The organism is Pseudomonas jessenii (genome assembly GCF_002236115.1).
Classification (GTDB): Bacteria; Pseudomonadota; Gammaproteobacteria; order Pseudomonadales; family Pseudomonadaceae; genus Aquipseudomonas; species Aquipseudomonas jessenii.
Map to the genome: position 1 here is coordinate 508605 of NZ_NIWT01000003.1, position 17596 is coordinate 526200.

At 57.9% G+C, this 17596-nt stretch carries 19 protein-coding genes; 4 read left to right on the forward strand and 15 right to left on the reverse strand.

Annotation, left to right across the window (positions count from 1 at the left end; genetic code table 11):
- Positions 1-14: 14 nt before the first annotated feature.
- From tolA to PSJE_RS11570, 11 genes are all read right to left on the reverse strand, one after another.
- The gene (gene tolA / locus PSJE_RS11520) at positions 15-1094 is read right to left on the reverse strand and encodes a cell envelope integrity protein TolA (RefSeq protein ID WP_056726036.1); all 1080 of its coding nucleotides are present in this window, start codon (positions 1092-1094) and stop codon (positions 15-17) included.
- Positions 1094-1546 carry a protein TolR gene (gene tolR, locus PSJE_RS11525; protein ID WP_162135951.1) on the reverse strand — a complete coding sequence of 151 codons (453 nt, stop codon included), beginning with the start codon at positions 1544-1546 and terminating at the stop codon, positions 1094-1096. The genes tolA and tolR overlap by 1 nt, the downstream gene beginning before the upstream one ends.
- 23 nt (positions 1547-1569) lie before the next feature.
- Positions 1570-2265: a protein TolQ gene (gene tolQ, locus PSJE_RS11530; protein ID WP_007897030.1), complete on the reverse strand. Its 696-nt coding sequence runs from the start codon at positions 2263-2265 to the stop codon at positions 1570-1572.
- Positions 2255-2722 (reverse strand): tol-pal system-associated acyl-CoA thioesterase, encoded by a 468-nt coding sequence (gene ybgC / locus PSJE_RS11535; RefSeq protein WP_057713518.1) that lies wholly within the window; start codon positions 2720-2722, stop codon positions 2255-2257. The genes tolQ and ybgC overlap by 11 nt, the downstream gene beginning before the upstream one ends.
- Before the next feature lie 127 nt (positions 2723-2849).
- Positions 2850-3911 carry a Holliday junction branch migration DNA helicase RuvB gene (ruvB, locus tag PSJE_RS11540; RefSeq protein ID WP_057713517.1) on the reverse strand — a complete coding sequence of 354 codons (1062 nt, stop codon included), beginning with the start codon at positions 3909-3911 and terminating at the stop codon, positions 2850-2852.
- Positions 3912-4520, reverse strand: coding sequence for a Holliday junction branch migration protein RuvA (ruvA, locus tag PSJE_RS11545; protein ID WP_008052450.1), 609 nt, complete (start codon positions 4518-4520; stop codon positions 3912-3914).
- 113 nt (positions 4521-4633) lie between these two features.
- A complete protein-coding gene (gene ruvC, locus PSJE_RS11550) occupies positions 4634-5158 on the reverse strand; it encodes a crossover junction endodeoxyribonuclease RuvC (protein WP_008015799.1) in 525 nt (174 codons plus the stop codon).
- Positions 5159-5316: 158 nt separating this feature from the next.
- Entirely contained in the window at positions 5317-6063 is a 747-nt protein-coding gene (locus tag PSJE_RS11555; protein WP_007977329.1) for a YebC/PmpR family DNA-binding transcriptional regulator, read from the reverse strand.
- Between the two features lie 129 nt (positions 6064-6192).
- Positions 6193-7968 carry an aspartate--tRNA ligase gene (gene aspS, locus PSJE_RS11560; protein WP_007995642.1) on the reverse strand — a complete coding sequence of 592 codons (1776 nt, stop codon included), beginning with the start codon at positions 7966-7968 and terminating at the stop codon, positions 6193-6195.
- 119 nt (positions 7969-8087) lie between these two features.
- Positions 8088-8309 (reverse strand): FmdB family zinc ribbon protein, encoded by a 222-nt coding sequence (locus PSJE_RS11565; protein WP_032829812.1) that lies wholly within the window; start codon positions 8307-8309, stop codon positions 8088-8090.
- A gap of 136 nt (positions 8310-8445) precedes the next feature.
- The gene (locus tag PSJE_RS11570; protein ID WP_090457447.1) at positions 8446-8781 is read right to left on the reverse strand and encodes a ribbon-helix-helix domain-containing protein; all 336 of its coding nucleotides are present in this window, start codon (positions 8779-8781) and stop codon (positions 8446-8448) included.
- Positions 8782-9292: 511 nt separating this feature from the next.
- On the opposite strand from PSJE_RS11570, the gene PSJE_RS31940 reads away from it, so the two are divergent.
- Positions 9293-9895: a cold-shock protein gene (locus PSJE_RS31940; RefSeq protein WP_057713515.1), complete on the forward strand. Its 603-nt coding sequence runs from the start codon at positions 9293-9295 to the stop codon at positions 9893-9895.
- Positions 9896-9959: 64 nt separating this feature from the next.
- Here the strand turns inward: PSJE_RS31940 and PSJE_RS11580 are convergent, their stop codons facing one another.
- Positions 9960-10166 carry a SlyX family protein gene (locus PSJE_RS11580; RefSeq protein ID WP_008052459.1) on the reverse strand — a complete coding sequence of 69 codons (207 nt, stop codon included), beginning with the start codon at positions 10164-10166 and terminating at the stop codon, positions 9960-9962.
- A gap of 3 nt (positions 10167-10169) precedes the next feature.
- A complete protein-coding gene (locus PSJE_RS11585) occupies positions 10170-10595 on the reverse strand; it encodes an HIT domain-containing protein (RefSeq protein ID WP_090457448.1) in 426 nt (141 codons plus the stop codon).
- A 908-nt stretch (positions 10596-11503) separates the two neighbouring features.
- On the opposite strand from PSJE_RS11585, the gene PSJE_RS11590 reads away from it, so the two are divergent.
- Positions 11504-12850 (forward strand): OprD family porin, encoded by a 1347-nt coding sequence (locus PSJE_RS11590; RefSeq protein ID WP_057713513.1) that lies wholly within the window; start codon positions 11504-11506, stop codon positions 12848-12850.
- Positions 12851-12993: 143 nt separating this feature from the next.
- Here the strand turns inward: PSJE_RS11590 and PSJE_RS11595 are convergent, their stop codons facing one another.
- A complete protein-coding gene (locus PSJE_RS11595) occupies positions 12994-13836 on the reverse strand; it encodes a mechanosensitive ion channel family protein (RefSeq protein WP_057713512.1) in 843 nt (280 codons plus the stop codon).
- Between the two features lie 137 nt (positions 13837-13973).
- On the reverse strand, positions 13974-14459 hold the full coding sequence (locus tag PSJE_RS11600) for a YajQ family cyclic di-GMP-binding protein (RefSeq protein ID WP_007990750.1): 486 nt from the start codon (positions 14457-14459) through the stop codon (positions 13974-13976).
- A 135-nt stretch (positions 14460-14594) separates the two neighbouring features.
- Here PSJE_RS11600 and PSJE_RS11605 point away from each other — a divergent pair, with 135 nt between their 5' ends.
- Entirely contained in the window at positions 14595-15512 is a 918-nt protein-coding gene (locus tag PSJE_RS11605; protein WP_057713511.1) for a putative 2-dehydropantoate 2-reductase, read from the forward strand.
- Positions 15513-15557: 45 nt separating this feature from the next.
- Positions 15558-17594, forward strand: a complete 2037-nt coding sequence (locus PSJE_RS11610; protein WP_057716570.1) for a sensor histidine kinase — start codon at positions 15558-15560, stop codon at positions 17592-17594.
- Positions 17595-17596 lie beyond the last annotated feature (2 nt).

Sequence of the window (17596 nt, forward strand, 5' to 3'; positions counted from 1 at the left end):
TCGAAGAAGGTTTCTCACAAGGCTAGATCCTCAGGTGTGAATGTCATCTTGAATGAACGATACGGAGCGAAATCACTCGGCTTCATTCCCTGCATTTCTGTCAAACGTCCAATATTCTTCACCGCTGCAACAGCCGATGCGTCAAACGGACCGTCGCCACTGGACTTGGACACGCTGACCGAAGTCACCGTACCGTCCGGCAACATGCCGATTTGCAACACGACCGTCATGCCTTTGCGTGCCGAAGGTGGACGAGCCCAGCCTTCCGCTGCACGCGCACGAATCAGGTCATCGAAACTGCCGGCGACTTCGTCGCCCTGCTCATCGGCCAAGGCCTGCTGACGCTGCGGCGTGTCTGAAAGCAAATCTGCCAGGGCCTGGGCCTTTTTGTCTTCGGCGGATTTACGCGCCGCGTCCTGCGATTTCTTCTTCGCAGCATCGGCAGCAGCTTTCTTCTTCGCTTCCTCGGCGACTTTCTTCTTCGCCTCTTCAGCTTCAGCTTTCTTCTTGGCGTCTTCCGCGGCTTTCTTCTTCGCGTCTTCGACGATCTTTTTCTTGGCTTCTTCAGCGGCCGCTTTCTTGGCCTCTTCTTCCGCAGCTTTCTTGGCTTCTTCTTCGGCTTTCTTCTTGGCTATATCAGCCAATTGTTTCTCTTCTGCCTTCTTGGCTTCCGCGGTTTTCTTCGCATCGTCGGCTTTCTTGGCTTCATCAGCCTTTTTCGCCTCGTCCGCTTTCTTCGCCTCGTCGGCCTTCTTGGCTTCTTCGGCCTTTTGAGCCGCCTCTTCTTTCTTTTGTTCCGCAGCCTTCACCGCTTCCTGCTCGACCTTTTTCTGTTCCATCTGCTCGACTTCGGTCTGACGCGCAGCAGATTTCTGCGCCTCACCGGCAATCTTCTGATTGGTCTGGGTGGTGGCCCGACTTTTCGATTTCAGCTGGTACAAGGTCGCCTGGACAATCGGCTTGGCCGGCGGCAGTTCCGGGGTAAAGGCAAAACTGACGAACAGCATGCCGAAGACCAGCACGTGCAAGCCAATCGCCCAGACACTAGGCCAGAAGTAGCTTTCCGAGGCGGACGGCTCTCGCTGTTGCTGCATCAGGGCGCCTCGGTAATCAAGCCAACATTACCGACCCCGGCTTTCTGCAACCCGCCCATGGCGCCCATGACGGAGCCGTAATCGACACTCTTGTCGCCGCGAATGAAGACCTGGGTACGCTTGCCGCCTTCGTTGCCGACGCGAATGATCTTGGTCACCGCGTCAGTCATCTGCGGCAGGGTCATGGCCCGATCCTGCTGTTTTTCGGTGTCGACTTCGCTACCAAGGTTCCAGTAGTAGGTCTTGTCGGATTTGATGGAAATGGTCAGGACCTGGGTGTTGTTGTCCTGCGGCAAGGCTTCGCTGGAAACCTTGGGCAGATCAACTTTCACGCCCTGATTGAGCATCGGCGCGGTCACCATGAAGATGACCAGCAGTACCAACATCACGTCGATGTAAGGCACTACGTTCATCTCGGCGACCGGCTTGCGCTTTTTGCGAGCTCGAGCGATTAAAGCCATTGGAAATTACCTGCTTATTCTTCGCTGGTGTGCACTTTTCGGTGCAGGATCGCCTGGAACTCGTCGGCGAAGGTGTAGTAGCGGCCCAGCAGGGTTTCACTGCGCGCAGCAAAACGGTTGTAAGCGATAACGGCTGGAATGGCAGCGAACAGACCGATCGCGGTGGCAATCAGTGCTTCGGCGATACCCGGGGCCACAGTGGCCAGGGTCGCTTGCTGGGCGGTCGCCAGACCGCGGAAGGAGTTCATGATCCCCCAGACGGTACCGAACAGACCGATGTACGGGCTGACGGAGCCAACGGTGGCCAGGAAGGGCAGGCTCTGCTCAAGCTTTTCTTCTTCGCGGGAAATGGCAACGCGCATGGCACGCGCCACGCCTTCCATGACCGCTTCCGGGTCAACGCCTGACTGCTGGCGCAGACGGGAGAATTCCTTGAAACCGGCACGGAAGATTTGTTCGACACCCGAATCAGGGTCCGGATTGCTGCCGGCCTGACGGTACAGCTTGGACAGGTCGATACCTGACCAGAAGCGCTCTTCAAAGCTCTCCAGGGCACGTCGACCGGCGCGCAGCAGGTTGCTGCGCTGAAAGATCATGATCCACGAGGTCACCGATGCGGCTACCAGGATCAGCATTACCAGTTGCACCACGATACTGGCATTGCTGACCAGGCTCCACATGGAGGAATGGTCGACGACGTTAGCTTCCACGCTTTATCTCCTGCTTTGAGTGTGTACCCGCGCCGCTCACGTCGGCAAAGGCCGCTCGTAAAGCTTCGGGAATGGCCCGGGGTTTTAAACTTTCAGTGCGCACACAGGCCACCAGAAACTGCCCTTCGCAGAGCAGTGCATTATCCGTTGCTCGCCTCACCTGCTGCTTGAAGCGCAGGCTGGCACGGTTCAATTCGATTACTTCAGCGCTTACCAACAGTTCGTCATCCAGTCGCGCCGGCGCGTGGTAGCGCGCTTCGCTGGAATGCACGACGAACAACAGGTCCTCCCCTGCCAGCTGCGATTGGGCAAAGCCCAGATCTCGTAGCCGCTCGGTTCGAGCCCGTTCCATAAACTTGAGGTAATTAACGTAATACACGATGCCGCCCGCATCGGTGTCCTCGTAATAAACGCGACAACGATGTGCGAAAGGCTCAAGCCCGTTTTGCGCGCGCATACTCTAGTGCTTACTCCTCAGGTTGCCAATCCGGCATGGCAACTGTTTTTCATTGTTCTGCGGCTTTCACGTGAAAGTACGGTCCTGGGACCCTACATTGCCCGAAAAAATCAGCACGCAATGTTAATTAATCGTCAGCGGCTTCAAGAAACTCGTCTACCACGGGCATTTCGCCCAATCGTGACGGAATGTTTAAGCCGAAATGCAGGTAGGCATGCCGCGTCACCACCCGCCCCCGTGGCGTGCGCATGATGTAACCCTGCTGGATCAGGTAAGGCTCCAGCACGTCTTCGATGGTGTGACGCTCTTCACTGATGGCGGCGGCCAGGCTGTCGACCCCGACTGGCCCGCCGTCGAATTTCTCGATCATGGTCAACAACAGACGCCGGTCCTGGTGATCGAAGCCACGTTCGTCGACATCCAGCAGGTTCAGCGCCAGGTCGGCAATCGGCTTGGTGATATGCCCCTTGGCGCGAACTTCGGCGAAGTCGCGCACCCGGCGCAGCAAACGGTTGGCGATTCGTGGGGTGCCACGGGCACGGCGGGCGATTTCGAAGGCGCCTTCCGGGTCCAGCGGCAAACCGAGGATACTCGCCGAACGACTGACAATCGTCGACAAATCGGCGTTGTTGTAGAACTCAAGACGCTGAACGATGCCGAAACGGTCACGCAACGGGTTGGTGAGCATCCCCGCCCGCGTCGTTGCGCCGACCAGGGTGAACGGCGGCAGGTCCAGCTTGATCGAACGCGCGGCCGGACCTTCGCCGATCATGATGTCGAGCTGGAAATCCTCCATGGCCGGGTACAGCACCTCTTCAACGATGGGCGACAGGCGATGGATCTCGTCGATAAACAGCACATCGTGGGGTTCAAGGTTGGTCAACAGCGCCGCCAGGTCACCGGGGCGCTCCAGCACCGGCCCCGAGGTGCTCTTGATCGATACGCCCATTTCCTGGGCGATGATGTTGGCGAGGGTGGTCTTGCCCAGGCCGGGCGGCCCGAAGATCAGCGTGTGATCCAGGGATTCATTACGACCGCGCGCAGCCTGAATGAACAACTCCATCTGCTCGCGAACGGTCGGTTGGCCAATATATTCGGCCAGGCTGACCGGGCGAATGGCTCGGTCCTGGACTTCTTCGCGCTCACGCGGACTGTGCGTGGCAGCGATCAGACGATCAGCTTCAATCACTTAGATCATTCCCTTCAAGGCGCGGCGGATCATGTCTTCACTGCTCAAATCTTTCTCCTTGATCGCAGACACTGCCTTGCTCGCTTCCTGGGGCTTGTAGCCCAGGGAAATCAAGGCGCTGACGGCGTCAGTCTCGGCAGTGTTCACCGGAGCCGGACCATCCGGCTGGTTCGGCACCAGGGCGAACATGGCCGGTACGGTTTCCCAGGCCTTGAAGCGATCCTTGAGCTCCACCAGCAAACGCTCGGCGGTTTTCTTGCCGACGCCCGGGACCTTGGTCAGCGCCGACGTGTCCTGTGACTGTACACAACGAACCAGTTCGTCGACTTCCAGGCTCGACATCAAGGCCAGGGCCAGTTTCGGCCCGACGCCATTGAGACGGATCAATTCGCGAAAAAAGTCGCGTTCACGCTTGCCGACAAAACCATAGAGTAACTGTGCGTCTTCGCGCACGACCAAATGCGTGTGCAAGGTTAGCGGCTCACCGACCGACGGCAAGCGGTAAAGGGTCGTCATGGGCACTTCAAGTTCATAGCCCAGGCCATTTACATCCAGGATCAGATGGGGAGGCTGCTTCTCAGCCAGGGTGCCGCGCAAACGTCCAATCACGTTACAAATCCTTGAGCGTTGGCCAGCTCATGGCCAGCGACTGATAGAGCGAGGAATACCGCCGACAACACAGGCGGAATACCCTCACTCCATGAAAATGATTGCTGATGCTATCAGAGACGCAGGCGCCCGCCACGACTGCGTGCAGCTCCCAGACCATGGGGCAACAGACTGGAACGGGTATGAGCGTGGCAGATGGCAATGGCCAGGGCATCCGAAGCATCGATCTGCGGTTTGCTGGTGAGTTTGAGCATGTGCATGACCATCATCTGCACCTGTTCCTTGTTGGCCGCACCGGTACCGACGACCGCCTGCTTGACCTGGGTTGCAGTGTATTCGGCAATTTCCAGGCTTTCCTCGGCTCCCGCCACGATCGCGGCACCACGGGCCTGCCCCAGTTTCAGGGCGGAATCGGCGTTACGGGCCATGAACACCTTTTCGATCCCCATGGTCACCGGGTGGTAAGTCTGAATGATCTCCCGCACCCCGCGGTAGACAATCTGCAGTCGCTCATGCAACTCGCCGGCACCGGTGCGGATACAACCGGAGGCGACGTACTCACAGCCACGGCCGGTATCGCGAACCACACCGTAACCGGTGATGCGCGAACCGGGGTCGATACCAAGAATTAAAGTCATAACGCCTGCGGATAAATTGAAATAACGCGTCGGCCAGAACACCGCACGCTGTAGGAGCGAGCTCGCTCGCGATGGACCTTAACGATAACGCAACGTTTGAAATCAGCGTCGCTCTCAGGTTTATCGCGAGCAAGCTCGCTCCTACAAAGACGGCGCTCTCAACCGAGCTGCGCGGCCACCGACTCCGGAATCTCCGCGTTGGAATAGACGTTTTGCACGTCATCCAGGTCTTCGAGCATGTCGATCAGCTTGAGGACTTTCTCGGCGCCTTCCAGATCGAGCTCGGCGCTGGTGGTCGGCAACATGACGATTTCAGCGTCGTCACCCTTGAAGCCCGCCGCTTCCAGTGCGTTACGAACGGAATAGAATCCGGCAAACGAGGTGAAAACGTCGATCGAACCGTCTTCGTTGGTCACCACGTCATCGGCGTCGGCTTCCATGGCGGCTTCCATCAGTGCGTCTTCGTCAACGCCGGCAGCGAAGGAGATCTGCCCCTTGCGCTCGAACAGATAGGCCACCGAACCGTCAGTCCCCAGGTTGCCACCGCACTTGCTGAACGCGTGACGAACAGCGGCTGCGGTGCGATTACGGTTGTCGGTCATGCATTCGACCATCACCGCCACGCCGCCCGGACCGTAACCTTCGTAGGTCAGTTCGACCACGTCGTCCGTGTCGGCAGCGCCGGTTCCGCGGGCGATGGCACGATCAATGATGTCGCGGCTCATGTTCGCACCCAGGGCCTTGTCCAGGGCCAGGCGCAGACGCGGATTGGAGCCTGGATCACCACCACCCTGACGGGCAGCGACGGTCAGCTCACGAATCCACTTGGTGAAGATCTTGCCCCTCTTGGCATCCTGACGTTCTTTGCGGTGCTTGATGTTCGCCCACTTGGAATGACCTGCCATAACTCGCTCCGAATTCTCTTTGAAACATTGCCCGCCGCGCTGCATTGCGCCGGCCGGCAAACAAAAATCTTGAACTGCTCTGCCTATAAAGGAAAGGGCGCATCCACAGATGCGCCCTTCAGGTCAGCCTTACTCGGCCTTAGGCGTTTCGCGCAGACGAATGTGCAGCTCGCGCAATGCCTTGGCATCCACCTGGCCCGGCGCCTGAGTCATGACATCCGCCGCGCTCTGGGTTTTCGGGAAGGCGATCACTTCACGGATCGACTGGGCGCCGGTCATCAGCATGACCAGACGGTCCAGACCGAAGGCCAGGCCACCGTGCGGTGGCGCGCCGTATTTCAGGGCATCGAGCAGGAAGCCGAATTTCTCTTCCTGTTCCGCTTCGTTGATGCCCAACAGACGGAACACCGACTGCTGCATCTCTTTACGGTGGATACGGATCGAACCGCCACCCAGTTCGGTACCGTTCAATACCATGTCGTAGGCACGGGACAGAGCGCCAGCCGGATTGGCCTCCAGCTCTTGCGGGGTGCACTTCGGCGCGGTGAACGGGTGGTGCAAGGCGGTGAAGCTGCCGTCGTCGTTTTCTTCAAACATCGGGAAGTCGACGACCCACATTGGTGCCCACTTGCAGGTCAGCAGGTCCAGGTCGTGGCCGAGCTTGATCCGCAGCGCGCCCAAGGCTTCGCTGACGATCTTCGCCTTGTCGGCGCCGAAGAACACGATATCGCCGTCGACCGCACCGACGCGATCGAGGATCACGTTGAGGTTGTCTTCAGGGATGTTCTTCACGATTGGCGACTGCAGGCCTTCAACGCCCTTGGCACGCTCGTTGACCTTGATGTACGCCAGGCCCTTGGCACCGTAGATGCCGACGAACTTGGTGTAGTCGTCGATCTGCTTGCGCGGCATGCTCGCCCCGCCAGGTACGCGCAAGGCGGCGATACGGCATTTCGGGTCGTTGGCCGGGCCGCTGAACACCTTGAAGTCGACTTCCTTGAGCTGATCGGCCACGTCCACCAGTTCCAGCGGGTTACGCAGGTCTGGCTTGTCGGAACCGTAGCGGCGCATGGCTTCTTCGAAGGTCATGTGCGGGAACTCGCCGAATTCCAGGCCCAGCACTTCCTTGAACAGGTTGCGGATCATTTGCTCGGTCAGGCCCATGATCTCTTTTTCATCGAGGAAGCTGGTCTCGATGTCGATCTGGGTGAATTCCGGCTGACGGTCGGCACGCAGGTCTTCGTCACGGAAGCACTTGGCGATCTGGTAGTAACGGTCGAAGCCGGCCACCATCAGCAGTTGCTTGAACAGCTGCGGCGATTGCGGCAAGGCGAAGAACGAACCGGCATGAGTACGGCTCGGCACCAGGTAGTCGCGTGCGCCTTCCGGGGTGGCACGGGTCAGGATCGGCGTCTCGACGTCGAGGAAGCCGTTCTCGTCCAGGAAGCGGCGGATGCTGGTGGTCATGCGCGAGCGCAGACGCAGCTTCTCGGCCATTTCCGGGCGACGCAGGTCGAGGAAGCGATAGCGCAGGCGGGTTTCTTCGCCGACGTCGGAGAACTCGTTCAGCGGGAACGGCGGGGTTTCCGACTCGTTCAGCACTTCCAGCTCGTAGCCCAGGACTTCGATCATGCCCGACGCCATGTTGGCGTTGGTCGCGCCGGCCGGACGCAGGCGAACCTTGCCGGTGATCTTCACGACGTACTCGCTGCGCACGCGATCGGCAGCGGCGAAGGTTTCAGCACGGTCAGGATCGAACACGACCTGGGCCAGACCATCACGATCACGGATATCGAGGAAAATCACCCCACCGTGGTCACGGCGACGGTGGACCCATCCGCAAAGGGTAATTTCCTGGCCGTCCAGGCTTTCGTTCAGTTGGCCGCAATAATGGCTGCGCATCATGGTCGTGGTTTCACTTCTCGTAATTCGAAATTCGTTGGAGATCCTACAGCAGCCCCGCCTTTAAAAAAGTCGTCGGGTGATGCAAGAGCACGCGTGTCGTTCAACTCAGGTTCCAGACCTTAGTCAGCTTTGTCGCCGCCGGCCAGGTTCTTCTTGGAACCGGTCTTGAAATCGGTTTCGTACCAACCCGTGCCGCTGAGGCGGAAGCCCGGCATGGACAGCAACTTTTTAAGCTCTGGCGCCTGACAGGCAGGGCAGTCGACCAGCGGTGCATCGCTGATCTTTTGAATGGCTTCCAACTGATGACCACAGGAAGCACATTGATAATCGTACATCGGCATGGAGGTTGTCTCGGCGATCAGATTGCTACCGTAAACGCAGGGTTTTGCGGCAAAGAGCGGGATTATATCCATTAAATGCGGCCTGTGCAGCCGTAAGACTGCACAGACCGACACTCTGCTGTTTTCGCCGCCCAGACTAGGCCGTGGCGATGCAACCCCCTTCCTTGAGACTGTGCACGACACAGACAACCCGCACCAATCCACTGAAGTTCCTCACCCCGCCGTGACGCAAGTGAACTTCGCGATCTACATGAGACAACAGGTTGTTGACCGAGCAACCATTGACCCGGGCCATCTCCCCCAAAATATCCCAATAAACCTGCTCGAGCCGCAAACAGGTGGCGAAGCCATTCAATCGCACGGAGCGGGACAAGGGCTGCGCCAGCCCCATATCGAACTCGCGAACAAACGGATCAACCTTTACATCCTTGTGCGAACCGTATCGCCCCTCTTCCTGCCTTTCATAAACCATAACGCTGACACTCCTTTGCCATCCTGGTTTCTTTAAGCGCAACTGTGTGTCGACTTATAAAAACGCAGTGCAAAGGTCTTTTCCAGCCGACTTTATGACCCTCGACGTAGGATAAGCCAACAACGTTTGGCAGACCCTGGAGAGCATCCTACTCCGGACATTTTCCCACGCAGCGAAGCGATACCCCCTTCAGAAGCACCTAATGGAATGGCGTAGGAAAGAAGAGCGCGTACAACACTTCAAGGCGCCTGACAAAACCCGCCGTCGTACCGCAGCCCCGGAACTTCGGGCAACCCGCGGCTAATCCCCCCCAAAAGAGCCGCCGGACGCCCTGATTTGAGTAGCCTGCGGCTTTGCTGTTAAATAGACAGTGTGTCGCCAGTGCCCATTTTTTCCGGGTACGGCGCATAGGCTGATACCGGGTACGTGTCCAACGCCTCTTTATTATCTTGAAGCGAACCGTGCGCCATCAGCTCTTCCTTGTGAGCTGTCTTAACGTGAGTTAATCAAAATGTTGAAAATCGTCCATCTGTTGATAGGCGCAGCGGCCTTGCTGCTGTCCTTCATCCCTAGCCTGCAATCCGAAGCCTTACCTTACCTGCAACAACCCGACGCGCTGTACCTGGCCTTTTTCGGCCTGCTCAACCTCACACTTGCGCCTGTCATCCCTTACTGGAACAAAGGCCCGCGTCACCAACTGCAAAACCTGGTCAGCGCCCTGCTGGTTCTGAGCGTGGTCCTGCAGACCCTGACGCTGATCGCACCGATGCCCGTCATCGCCGGTCAACCCGCTGTATTGTTCAGCCTGGTCGCAGCCCTGATCGCCGTTACCCTGCACCTGGGCATCAGCTTCTACAAGTCGTCACCAGCCGCCACCTCGCCAAGCTACGACATGAGCAACCGCGATACCGGCACCGTCAAGTGGTTCAACACATCCAAAGGCTTCGGCTTTATCTCCCGCGACTCCGGTGACGATATCTTCGTCCACTTCCGGGCCATTCGCGGCGAAGGCCACCGTGTCCTGGTCGAAGGCCAGCGCGTGGAGTTCTCCGTCATGAATCGTGACAAGGGCCTGCAAGCCGAAGATGTGATCGCCGCACTGCCGCGCCGCTGATTCAAGGCTAAAAAAAACCGCGCACAGCTGAGCTGTCCGCGGTTTTTTCATGCCTGCGACGCTCCTAATAGTGCGGCGGCGGCGCCTCTTCTTCGAATGACTCGAACTGCCCGACCATTTCCTCCTGCCGTTTGAGCAGCGCAGCCATTTGCAGCTGCAGGCGCTCGACCACCCGCTGCTGCGCCACCAGCACATCGTTCAACGCCTGGATGGTGTCATCCTGAAACGCCAGACGGCTTTCAAGCTCGGTAACGCGCTCTTCCAGGCTCATGCTTCAGCCCTCCAGAAACGTAAATTCATTGGTCAAAATCAAGCGCAAACGTTCGCGAATCGCGGCGATCTGCTCCGAACTGTAGGGTTTCGCCGGATGCTTACCCCAAACCGGCGCTGGCCAGGCGGCATCTTCGCGCTTGCGCACAATCACATGCATGTGCAACTGACTCACGACATTGCCCAGCGCCGCCACATTCAACTTGTCCGCATCGAACGCGTCCTTGAGCACTTGCGACAGCACTGTCGTTTCCTGCCAAAGCTGTTGCTGCTCTAGGACATCTAACTGAAATATCTCGCTGATAGCCTCGCGACGAGGTACCAGGATGAACCAGGGATAGTTCGAATCATTGGACAGCAGCAACCGGCAGAGCGGAAAGTCCCCGATCGGTAACGTGTCTTGTTGAAGTCGTGGATCTAAAGTGAACACTGCGCGTACTCCCGCCGGGCCATCATTTTCAGCTTAGCGCCCATCCAGAGGGACAGCGCACCAAGCGACCGGACGGCAGCATACCTGCGAACGGCGCAGGCTTCACGGCGAACCTTGCATCGAAGCCACGAGCGCCAGTGGAAAGCTGACAGCCGCCCCCGAATGGGACAATTTTCGCTGCCGCGCACCTTTACAGAACCGAACGACAGGCAACAAACACCGAAATGACTGATCAACAAGGAAAAGTTCGCTACAGGCAAGCGGCCGACAGAGATGAATTCAGTACAGGGCTAAAATTTTTTGCACCAAAACCGCACAGTGGGTCTACGCTGAACGCTTCGACATCCGCCATTTACTCAGTGGTGGGGTGAACCGGTAACATTTTTGGTTGCCAGACTGTCGACCAGAAGGCCGAAACATGATGTCAGGCAAGGCGTCAAGCCCAAACTAAAAGCGCTTGAACCCCCCGGTTTTATGAGGTTTTTACAGCACCTGGCAGTCAACTATAAAATAATCGTGAAAAAACACGATTTTGTGCACGCTTGTTGCATTCATACCCAACATCGCCCGAGTCGCACCCGCTGGAAGCGGAGGCCCTCAGGCAAAAAAAACAGTGGCAAGGTAGCCCGATGGAGATTCAAACGTTTCACCAGGACTCTTTTTACCGACGACAAGGCGCAAAAAACAGCATTAAAGTTGTCCGCCCGGTTGCGTCGGAGCTGGAAATTTGCGACATCTACCACGCTGTTTGCGACAGGGTCGTAAAGAAGGCGAAAGGTTAGATGCGCAAGTATCGCCAACATTGTCGGCGTGATATAAGTTTGCGCCGACACAAAAAGAAAGAGCCGCCCAGATAATAAAACAGGTGGGACGGCAGTACTCTTCTAAAACCAAAGGAGCAAATCACGATGCGCGTGATGAAGTGGAGCATGATCGCACTGGCAGTTGCAGCAGCAGCCAGTACCCAATTGGCTACGGCCGCCCCTTTCGTAAGTGACCAGGCTGAAGCCAAAGGTTTTGTTGAAGACAGCACGCTGAACTTGCTGGTTCGCAACTACTACTTCAACCGTGATAACAAAGACGGTGGCCGTGACCAGAAAGACTGGACCCAGGGCATCTGGGCTAACTACAGCTCCGGTTACACCCAAGGCCTGATCGGTGTCGGCGTTGATGCGTACGGTTACCTGGCAATCAAGCTGGACGGTGGTGACGGCACTAGCGGTAGCGGCAACATGAGCCGTAGCGACACCGTTAACGCCAACGGTTCTCGCGATGTCAACGACAGCCAGGGTAAAGCCGGTGGCGCCGTTAAATTCCGCGTTTCCAAAACCGAGCTGAAAGTCGGCGACATGCAGCCAAGCACTTCCCCAGTGTTCGCTGTGGGCGGCTCCCGTATCCTGCCGCAAACTGCCAGCGGTATCCAACTGCAGAGCAGCGAGATCAAAGACCTTGACCTCGAGGCCGGTCACTTCTACTCGGGTAGCAGCCAGGACAAAAACGCCCGTGACGGCGACCTGTTTGCAAACTACGCCGGCGTTTCCGCCAACAAGATCGACTACTTCGGCGGCAAGTACGGTTTCACCGAAAACCTGAGCGCATCGCTGTACGGCGCCAAGCTGGAAGACATCTGGAACCAGTACTACGCCAACCTGAACTACACCATCCCGTTCACCGACTCCGAGTCGCTGAACCTGGACGGTAACATCTACAACACCAAAGACACTGGCGATGCCAAAGTCGGCGATATCAGCAACACCACGTTCTCCCTGGCGGCTGCTTTCTCGTTCCTGAAAGCACACACCATTACCCTGGGCTTCCAGAAGGTCAACGGTGACACTCCGTTCGACTACATCGGTATTGGCAAGAACAACCGCGGCGGTGACTCGATCTTCCTCGCCAACTCCATCCAGTACTCTGACTTCAACGCTCCGAACGAGAAGTCTGCCCAGGTTCGTTACGACCTGAAAATGGCCGAGTACGGCGTTCCAGGTCTGAGCTTCATGACCCGTTACGTTAAAGGTTGGGACATCGACGGCACCAACACTCCAGCCAACAGCGCTTACGCTGGTCTGTACGGTGCAGATGGCAAGCACAACGAAACCAACTTCGAAGCCAAGTACGTTGTTCAGACTGGCCCGGCAAAAGACCTGTCCTTCCGTATTCGTCAGGCATGGCACTTCGCTAACGCCGACCAAGGCGAAGGCGACGTGAAAGAGTTCCGTTTCATCGTCGACTACCCGCTGTCGGTTTTGTAATCGCATCCAGTTAGTTTGCGGTAACAAAACAAAAGGCCCATCTTCGGATGGGCCTTTTTGTTGGCTGTCGCTTGACTGCTTTAACGACCTGCCCCTTACAGAACATGCCTGACCAAAGAGTCAGACATTGTTCAAATGACCTGTCACTGCACCGCAGACTCCTGAACCACACGAATAACCCGCTGTGGAAATGGAATATCAATGCCGGCCTCTCTCAGGCGATCACGGGATAGTTCGTTGAACATGAACAACACATCCCAGTAATCGGCAGTCTTTACCCAGACACGAAGCGAAAGCGTGATCGAACTGTCACCCAGGGTAGAAACAACTGCCTGTGGTTCCGGATCTGTCAATACTCGCGGGTCCCTGGCCAATTCCAGTAAAACTTCACGGGCTTTCTGAAGGTCCGCTTCGTAATCAACGCCTACATCAAACACGACTTTACGAGTCGGCTGACGGTTTGTGTTAGTGATGATGCCATTCGACAGATTGCCGTTCGGCACGATGATGGTCTTGTTGTCACCAGTACGCAGTACGGTATGGAAAATCTGGATGCTGTCGACAGTACCGGCGATACCCTGAGCCTCGATCCAGTCGCCGATGCGAAACGGACGGAACAGCAAAATCAGCACGCCACCGGCGAAGTTCGCCAAGCTGCCCTGCAAGGCCAGGCCAATGGCCAGGCCTGCCGCACCAATCGCCGCCACAAACGAAGTGGTTTCCACACCGATCATCGAGGCCACGCTGACGACCAGCAGGATCTTGAGGATGATGTTCGCCAGACTGCTGATAAAGCCCTGCAGCGCCAGGTCGGCATTACGTAATGCAATCAGGCCGCCGAGCTTTTTCGTGACCTTGTTGATCAGCCACCAGCCGATGGCCAGGGTGATGACCGCCAGCAGTACACGGCTGCCGTATTCCATGATCATCGGGATCCAGCTTTGGGATACCTTGACCAGATTGTCTACCTCGGCATTTAAGTCCATCTACATTCTCCTGTTTTCCGGCTACCCGGCATGCGTAAAAAAAGCGGCAGAAAGATCCAACCGCGACGGGCTCAATCGTTTCTGCCGTTGCTGGGGCCTCCGACGTCGCAAACGCCAGGAGGTTCCCGCTTTCAAGATCAGTCGCGGAAGTTGTTGAACTGCAGCGGCATGCCGAATTCCTTGGCCCGTAGCACTGCAATGGCTTCTTGCAGGTCATCACGCTTTTTGCCGGTGATGCGAACCTGCTCGCCCTGAATGGCCGCCTGGACCTTGAGCTTGGCGTCTTTGACATGAGCGACGATTTTCTTCGCCAGCTCCTTGTCGATGCCTTCCTTGAGGACGGCGTCCTGCTTCATCAGCTTGCCCGACGCGAACGCGTCCTTGACTTCAAGGCACTGCACGTCGATTTTGCGCTTGACCAGCGCCAGCTTGAGGATCTCAATCATCGCTTCAAGCTGGAAATCCGCTTCGGCGGTCAGGTTGACGGTCAGGTCTTTTTCCTTGAACTCGAAGCTGCCTTTGCCTTTCAGGTCATAACGACGATCGAGTTCCTTGACGGCGTTCTCGACCGCGTTGGTGACTTCGTGTTTGTCCAGTTCGGATACCACGTCGAACGACGGCATGTAATCTCTCCAAATATAAAGGCGCACCGATGGAGCACGCCTGGCTTGCGGTTAAAATCCGCGCTGATTATAACGGGTCTTTCCCATCATTCACTGTGAGCTGCCGATGCACGCCTTAAACAGAGCAAAAAGCTGATGTCCACCACCTGGCATGTACTGGGCGCCGGCAGCCTCGGCACATTATGGACGACACGTCTGGCACGGGCTGGCGTGCCGGTCAGGCTGATCCTGCGGGACACCGCGAGACTGCAGGCCTATGAGACTGCCGGTGGATTGACACTGGTGGAACACGGCGAGGCGCAACACTATGCCGTGCCCGCCGAGACAGCCGACAACCCGCAACCGATCCACCGCCTGCTGGTGGCGTGCAAAGCCTACGATACCGAAAGTGCGGTGGCTCGATTGGCGCCACGCCTGGCCCCAGGCGCCGAACTGATCCTGCTGCAAAATGGCCTGGGCAGTCAGGACGCGGTAGCCGCACAGGTTCCTCAGGCACGCTGCATCTATGCCTCGAGCACAGAAGGCGCCTTCCGCGATGGCGATTGGCGCGTGGTGTTTGCCGGGCATGGCTTCACCTGGCTGGGGGATGCGAGCCATCCGGTGGCGCCGATCTGGCTTGATGACCTGAGCGCTGCCGGCATTCCCCACGAGTGGAGCACGGAGATTCTGACCAGGCTGTGGCGCAAACTCGCCCTCAACTGTGCGATCAATCCGCTGACGGTGCTGCACGATTGCCGCAACGGCGGTTTGCAGCAACATCAATGTGAGGTCGCCACCCTGTGCGGCGAACTGGCGGAGTTGCTTGAGCGTTGTGGTCAGCCAGCAGCCGCCGAAAACCTGCAGCAGGAAGTCGAACGAGTGATTCACGCCACCGCAGCCAACTACTCCTCGATGCATCAGGACGTCACGAGCCAGCGCCGCACGGAAATCAGCTACCTGCTCGGTTACGCCTGCAAAGTGGCCGGGCGTCATCAACTGAACCTGCCTCACCTCAATCAACTTGAGACAAGGTTGATCGCTCGCCTGCAAAGCCTTGGATTGCCCAGCGACTGAGCAGCGGCTACGCTGGCCACTTGTTCCTTGTCTGCGATCAATCCGATGCCATTGCGCCAGCGCCTTGAAAACCTGCCCGTCGGCCAGAAACTGCTGGCCGCCCTGCTGGTACTGATGGTCACCGTCCTGCTGGTTGCCAACCTGACCTTTATCAGTGCCGCCTACTACATCTCCCAGGAAAGCATGGCGCCCCAGGCTCTGCAGACCATCGGCCGCCTGATATCCAACCCGAGCCTGGCCTCCGAAGCCCTGGCGTCACCGCAAAGCGCCGAGCGCCTGCTCAATGAACTCAACAGCTATTCGCCGTTGCGCGCGGCGGCCCTGTATGACGGAAAGGGTGAGCGATTGGCGCAATTGCAGCATGGCGACAACCTGGAACTGCCGAAGCGTTTCCGGCATATCGAAGACTGGCAGGCCACCGAGTTTCGTACCAACCAGGTCATCCCCCTGCCCCGCACCGGTGCGGCACCAGGGCACCTGCTGTTGGTGGCCACGAGCGAACTGCCAGTTGCGTTCTACACCGGGACCCTGACGGCCAGCCTGGGGATTCTGATCTTCAGCGTGCTGCTGTGGCTGATCATTGCCCGCCAGATCAAGCGCTTGATTACCCGGCCGATCCACCAACTCGAGGAGTTGTCCCGGCAGGTAACCCGTGAAGAAAACTATGCACTGCGTGCTTCGCGCGGAAACCACGATGAAATCGGCAGCCTCGCCGAGGCGTTCAACACCATGCTATCGCGGATCGAGGCCAGGGAGCAGCAACTCAAGCGGGCCAGGGACGACTCCCAGGCAGCCTACGACCAGGCCCAGGGTCTGGCAGAGGAAACCCGCCATACCAACCGCAAACTGGAGCTCGAAGTCCAGGTGCGCAGCAAGATCGAGAAAAAGCTCACCGGTTTCCAGAACTACCTCAACAGCATCATCGACTCCATGCCGTCGGCGCTGATCGCACTCGACGAACAGCTCTACGTGACGCAATGGAACCAGGAGGCCAGTGCCCTGTCCGGCACGCGTCTCGATGAAGCCCTGAACCAGCCTATCTTCCTCGCCTTCGAACCGCTCAAGCCGTTCTTGCCGCAACTCAAGGAAACGGTCGAGCAGCATACGGTGGCCAAGATCGAACGTGTCACCTGGCTCAAGGACGATGAGCCCCGCCACTACGCCCTGACTTTCTACCCGCTGATGGGCGGTGCCGGGCGTGGCGTGGTAATCCGGATCGATGACATCACCCAGCGCCTGTCCCTGGAAGAGATGATGGTGCAGTCGGAGAAAATGCTTTCGGTGGGTGGTCTGGCCGCCGGCATGGCCCATGAGATCAACAACCCGCTGGGCGCGATCCTGCACAACGTGCAAAACATTCGCCGACGCCTGTCACCCGATTTGCCGAAGAACCTCGAAGTGGCTGAACAGGCCGGCATCGAACTGACGACGGTCAACCAGTACCTGCAAGTTCGCGAGGTGCCACAGTTGCTCGACGGCATCCAGCAGGCAGGTGCCCGGGCGGCGAAAATCGTCACCCACATGCTCAGCTTCAGTCGTCGCAGCACCCGCCAGATGGCCCCCTGCGACCTGCCCGCCCTGATCGACCAGGCGGTGGAGATCGCCGGTAACGATTTTGACCTGGCGATCGGCTTCGACTTCAAGGGCCAGGCCATCATTCGTCAGTTCGATCCCGCGCTGGGACCGGTCCCCGGCACCGCCAACGAACTGGAGCAAGTGCTGCTCAACCTGTTGAAAAACGCTGCGCAAGCCATCCACCAGCGCGAAGATGACAGCGAGCCTGGACGGATCATTCTGCGCACCAGGCTCAATCCGCCATGGGCGGAAATTCAGGTCGAGGACAACGGCATCGGCATGAGCGAAAGCGTGCGCAAACGGACCTTCGAACCATTCTTCACCACCAAGGAAATCGGCCAGGGCACCGGGCTTGGCCTGTCGGTGTCGTACTTCATCGTCACCAATAACCACAAAGGGCAGATGGAAGTGCAATCGACGCTTGGCCAAGGCACCTGCTTCACCTTGCGCCTGCCCCTGGCGAGCACGCCGCCTGTCTCGCAACAACTCAATCTGCTATCGAGGTAACC

Excerpts from the sequence above, each read along its gene's own strand:
- tolA (WP_056726036.1), bottom strand. The coding sequence starts at position 1,094 with ATGCAGCAACAGCGAGAGCCGTCCGCCTCGGAAAGCTACTTCTGGCCT.
- ybgC (WP_057713518.1), bottom strand. The coding sequence starts at position 2,722 with ATGCGCGCGCAAAACGGGCTTGAGCCTTTCGCACATCGTTGTCGCGTT.
- ruvC (WP_008015799.1), bottom strand. The coding sequence starts at position 5,158 with ATGACTTTAATTCTTGGTATCGACCCCGGTTCGCGCATCACCGGTTAC.
- PSJE_RS11555 (WP_007977329.1), bottom strand. The coding sequence starts at position 6,063 with ATGGCAGGTCATTCCAAGTGGGCGAACATCAAGCACCGCAAAGAACGT.
- aspS (WP_007995642.1), bottom strand. The coding sequence starts at position 7,968 with ATGATGCGCAGCCATTATTGCGGCCAACTGAACGAAAGCCTGGACGGC.
- PSJE_RS11565 (WP_032829812.1), bottom strand. The coding sequence starts at position 8,309 with ATGCCGATGTACGATTATCAATGTGCTTCCTGTGGTCATCAGTTGGAA.
- PSJE_RS11570 (WP_090457447.1), bottom strand. The coding sequence starts at position 8,781 with ATGGTTTATGAAAGGCAGGAAGAGGGGCGATACGGTTCGCACAAGGAT.
- PSJE_RS31940 (WP_057713515.1), top strand. The coding sequence starts at position 9,293 with ATGTTGAAAATCGTCCATCTGTTGATAGGCGCAGCGGCCTTGCTGCTG.
- PSJE_RS11580 (WP_008052459.1), bottom strand. The coding sequence starts at position 10,166 with ATGAGCCTGGAAGAGCGCGTTACCGAGCTTGAAAGCCGTCTGGCGTTT.
- PSJE_RS11590 (WP_057713513.1), top strand. The coding sequence starts at position 11,504 with ATGCGCGTGATGAAGTGGAGCATGATCGCACTGGCAGTTGCAGCAGCA.
- PSJE_RS11595 (WP_057713512.1), bottom strand. The coding sequence starts at position 13,836 with ATGGACTTAAATGCCGAGGTAGACAATCTGGTCAAGGTATCCCAAAGC.
- PSJE_RS11600 (WP_007990750.1), bottom strand. The coding sequence starts at position 14,459 with ATGCCGTCGTTCGACGTGGTATCCGAACTGGACAAACACGAAGTCACC.
- PSJE_RS11605 (WP_057713511.1), top strand. The coding sequence starts at position 14,595 with ATGTCCACCACCTGGCATGTACTGGGCGCCGGCAGCCTCGGCACATTA.
- PSJE_RS11610 (WP_057716570.1), top strand. The coding sequence starts at position 15,558 with ATGCCATTGCGCCAGCGCCTTGAAAACCTGCCCGTCGGCCAGAAACTG.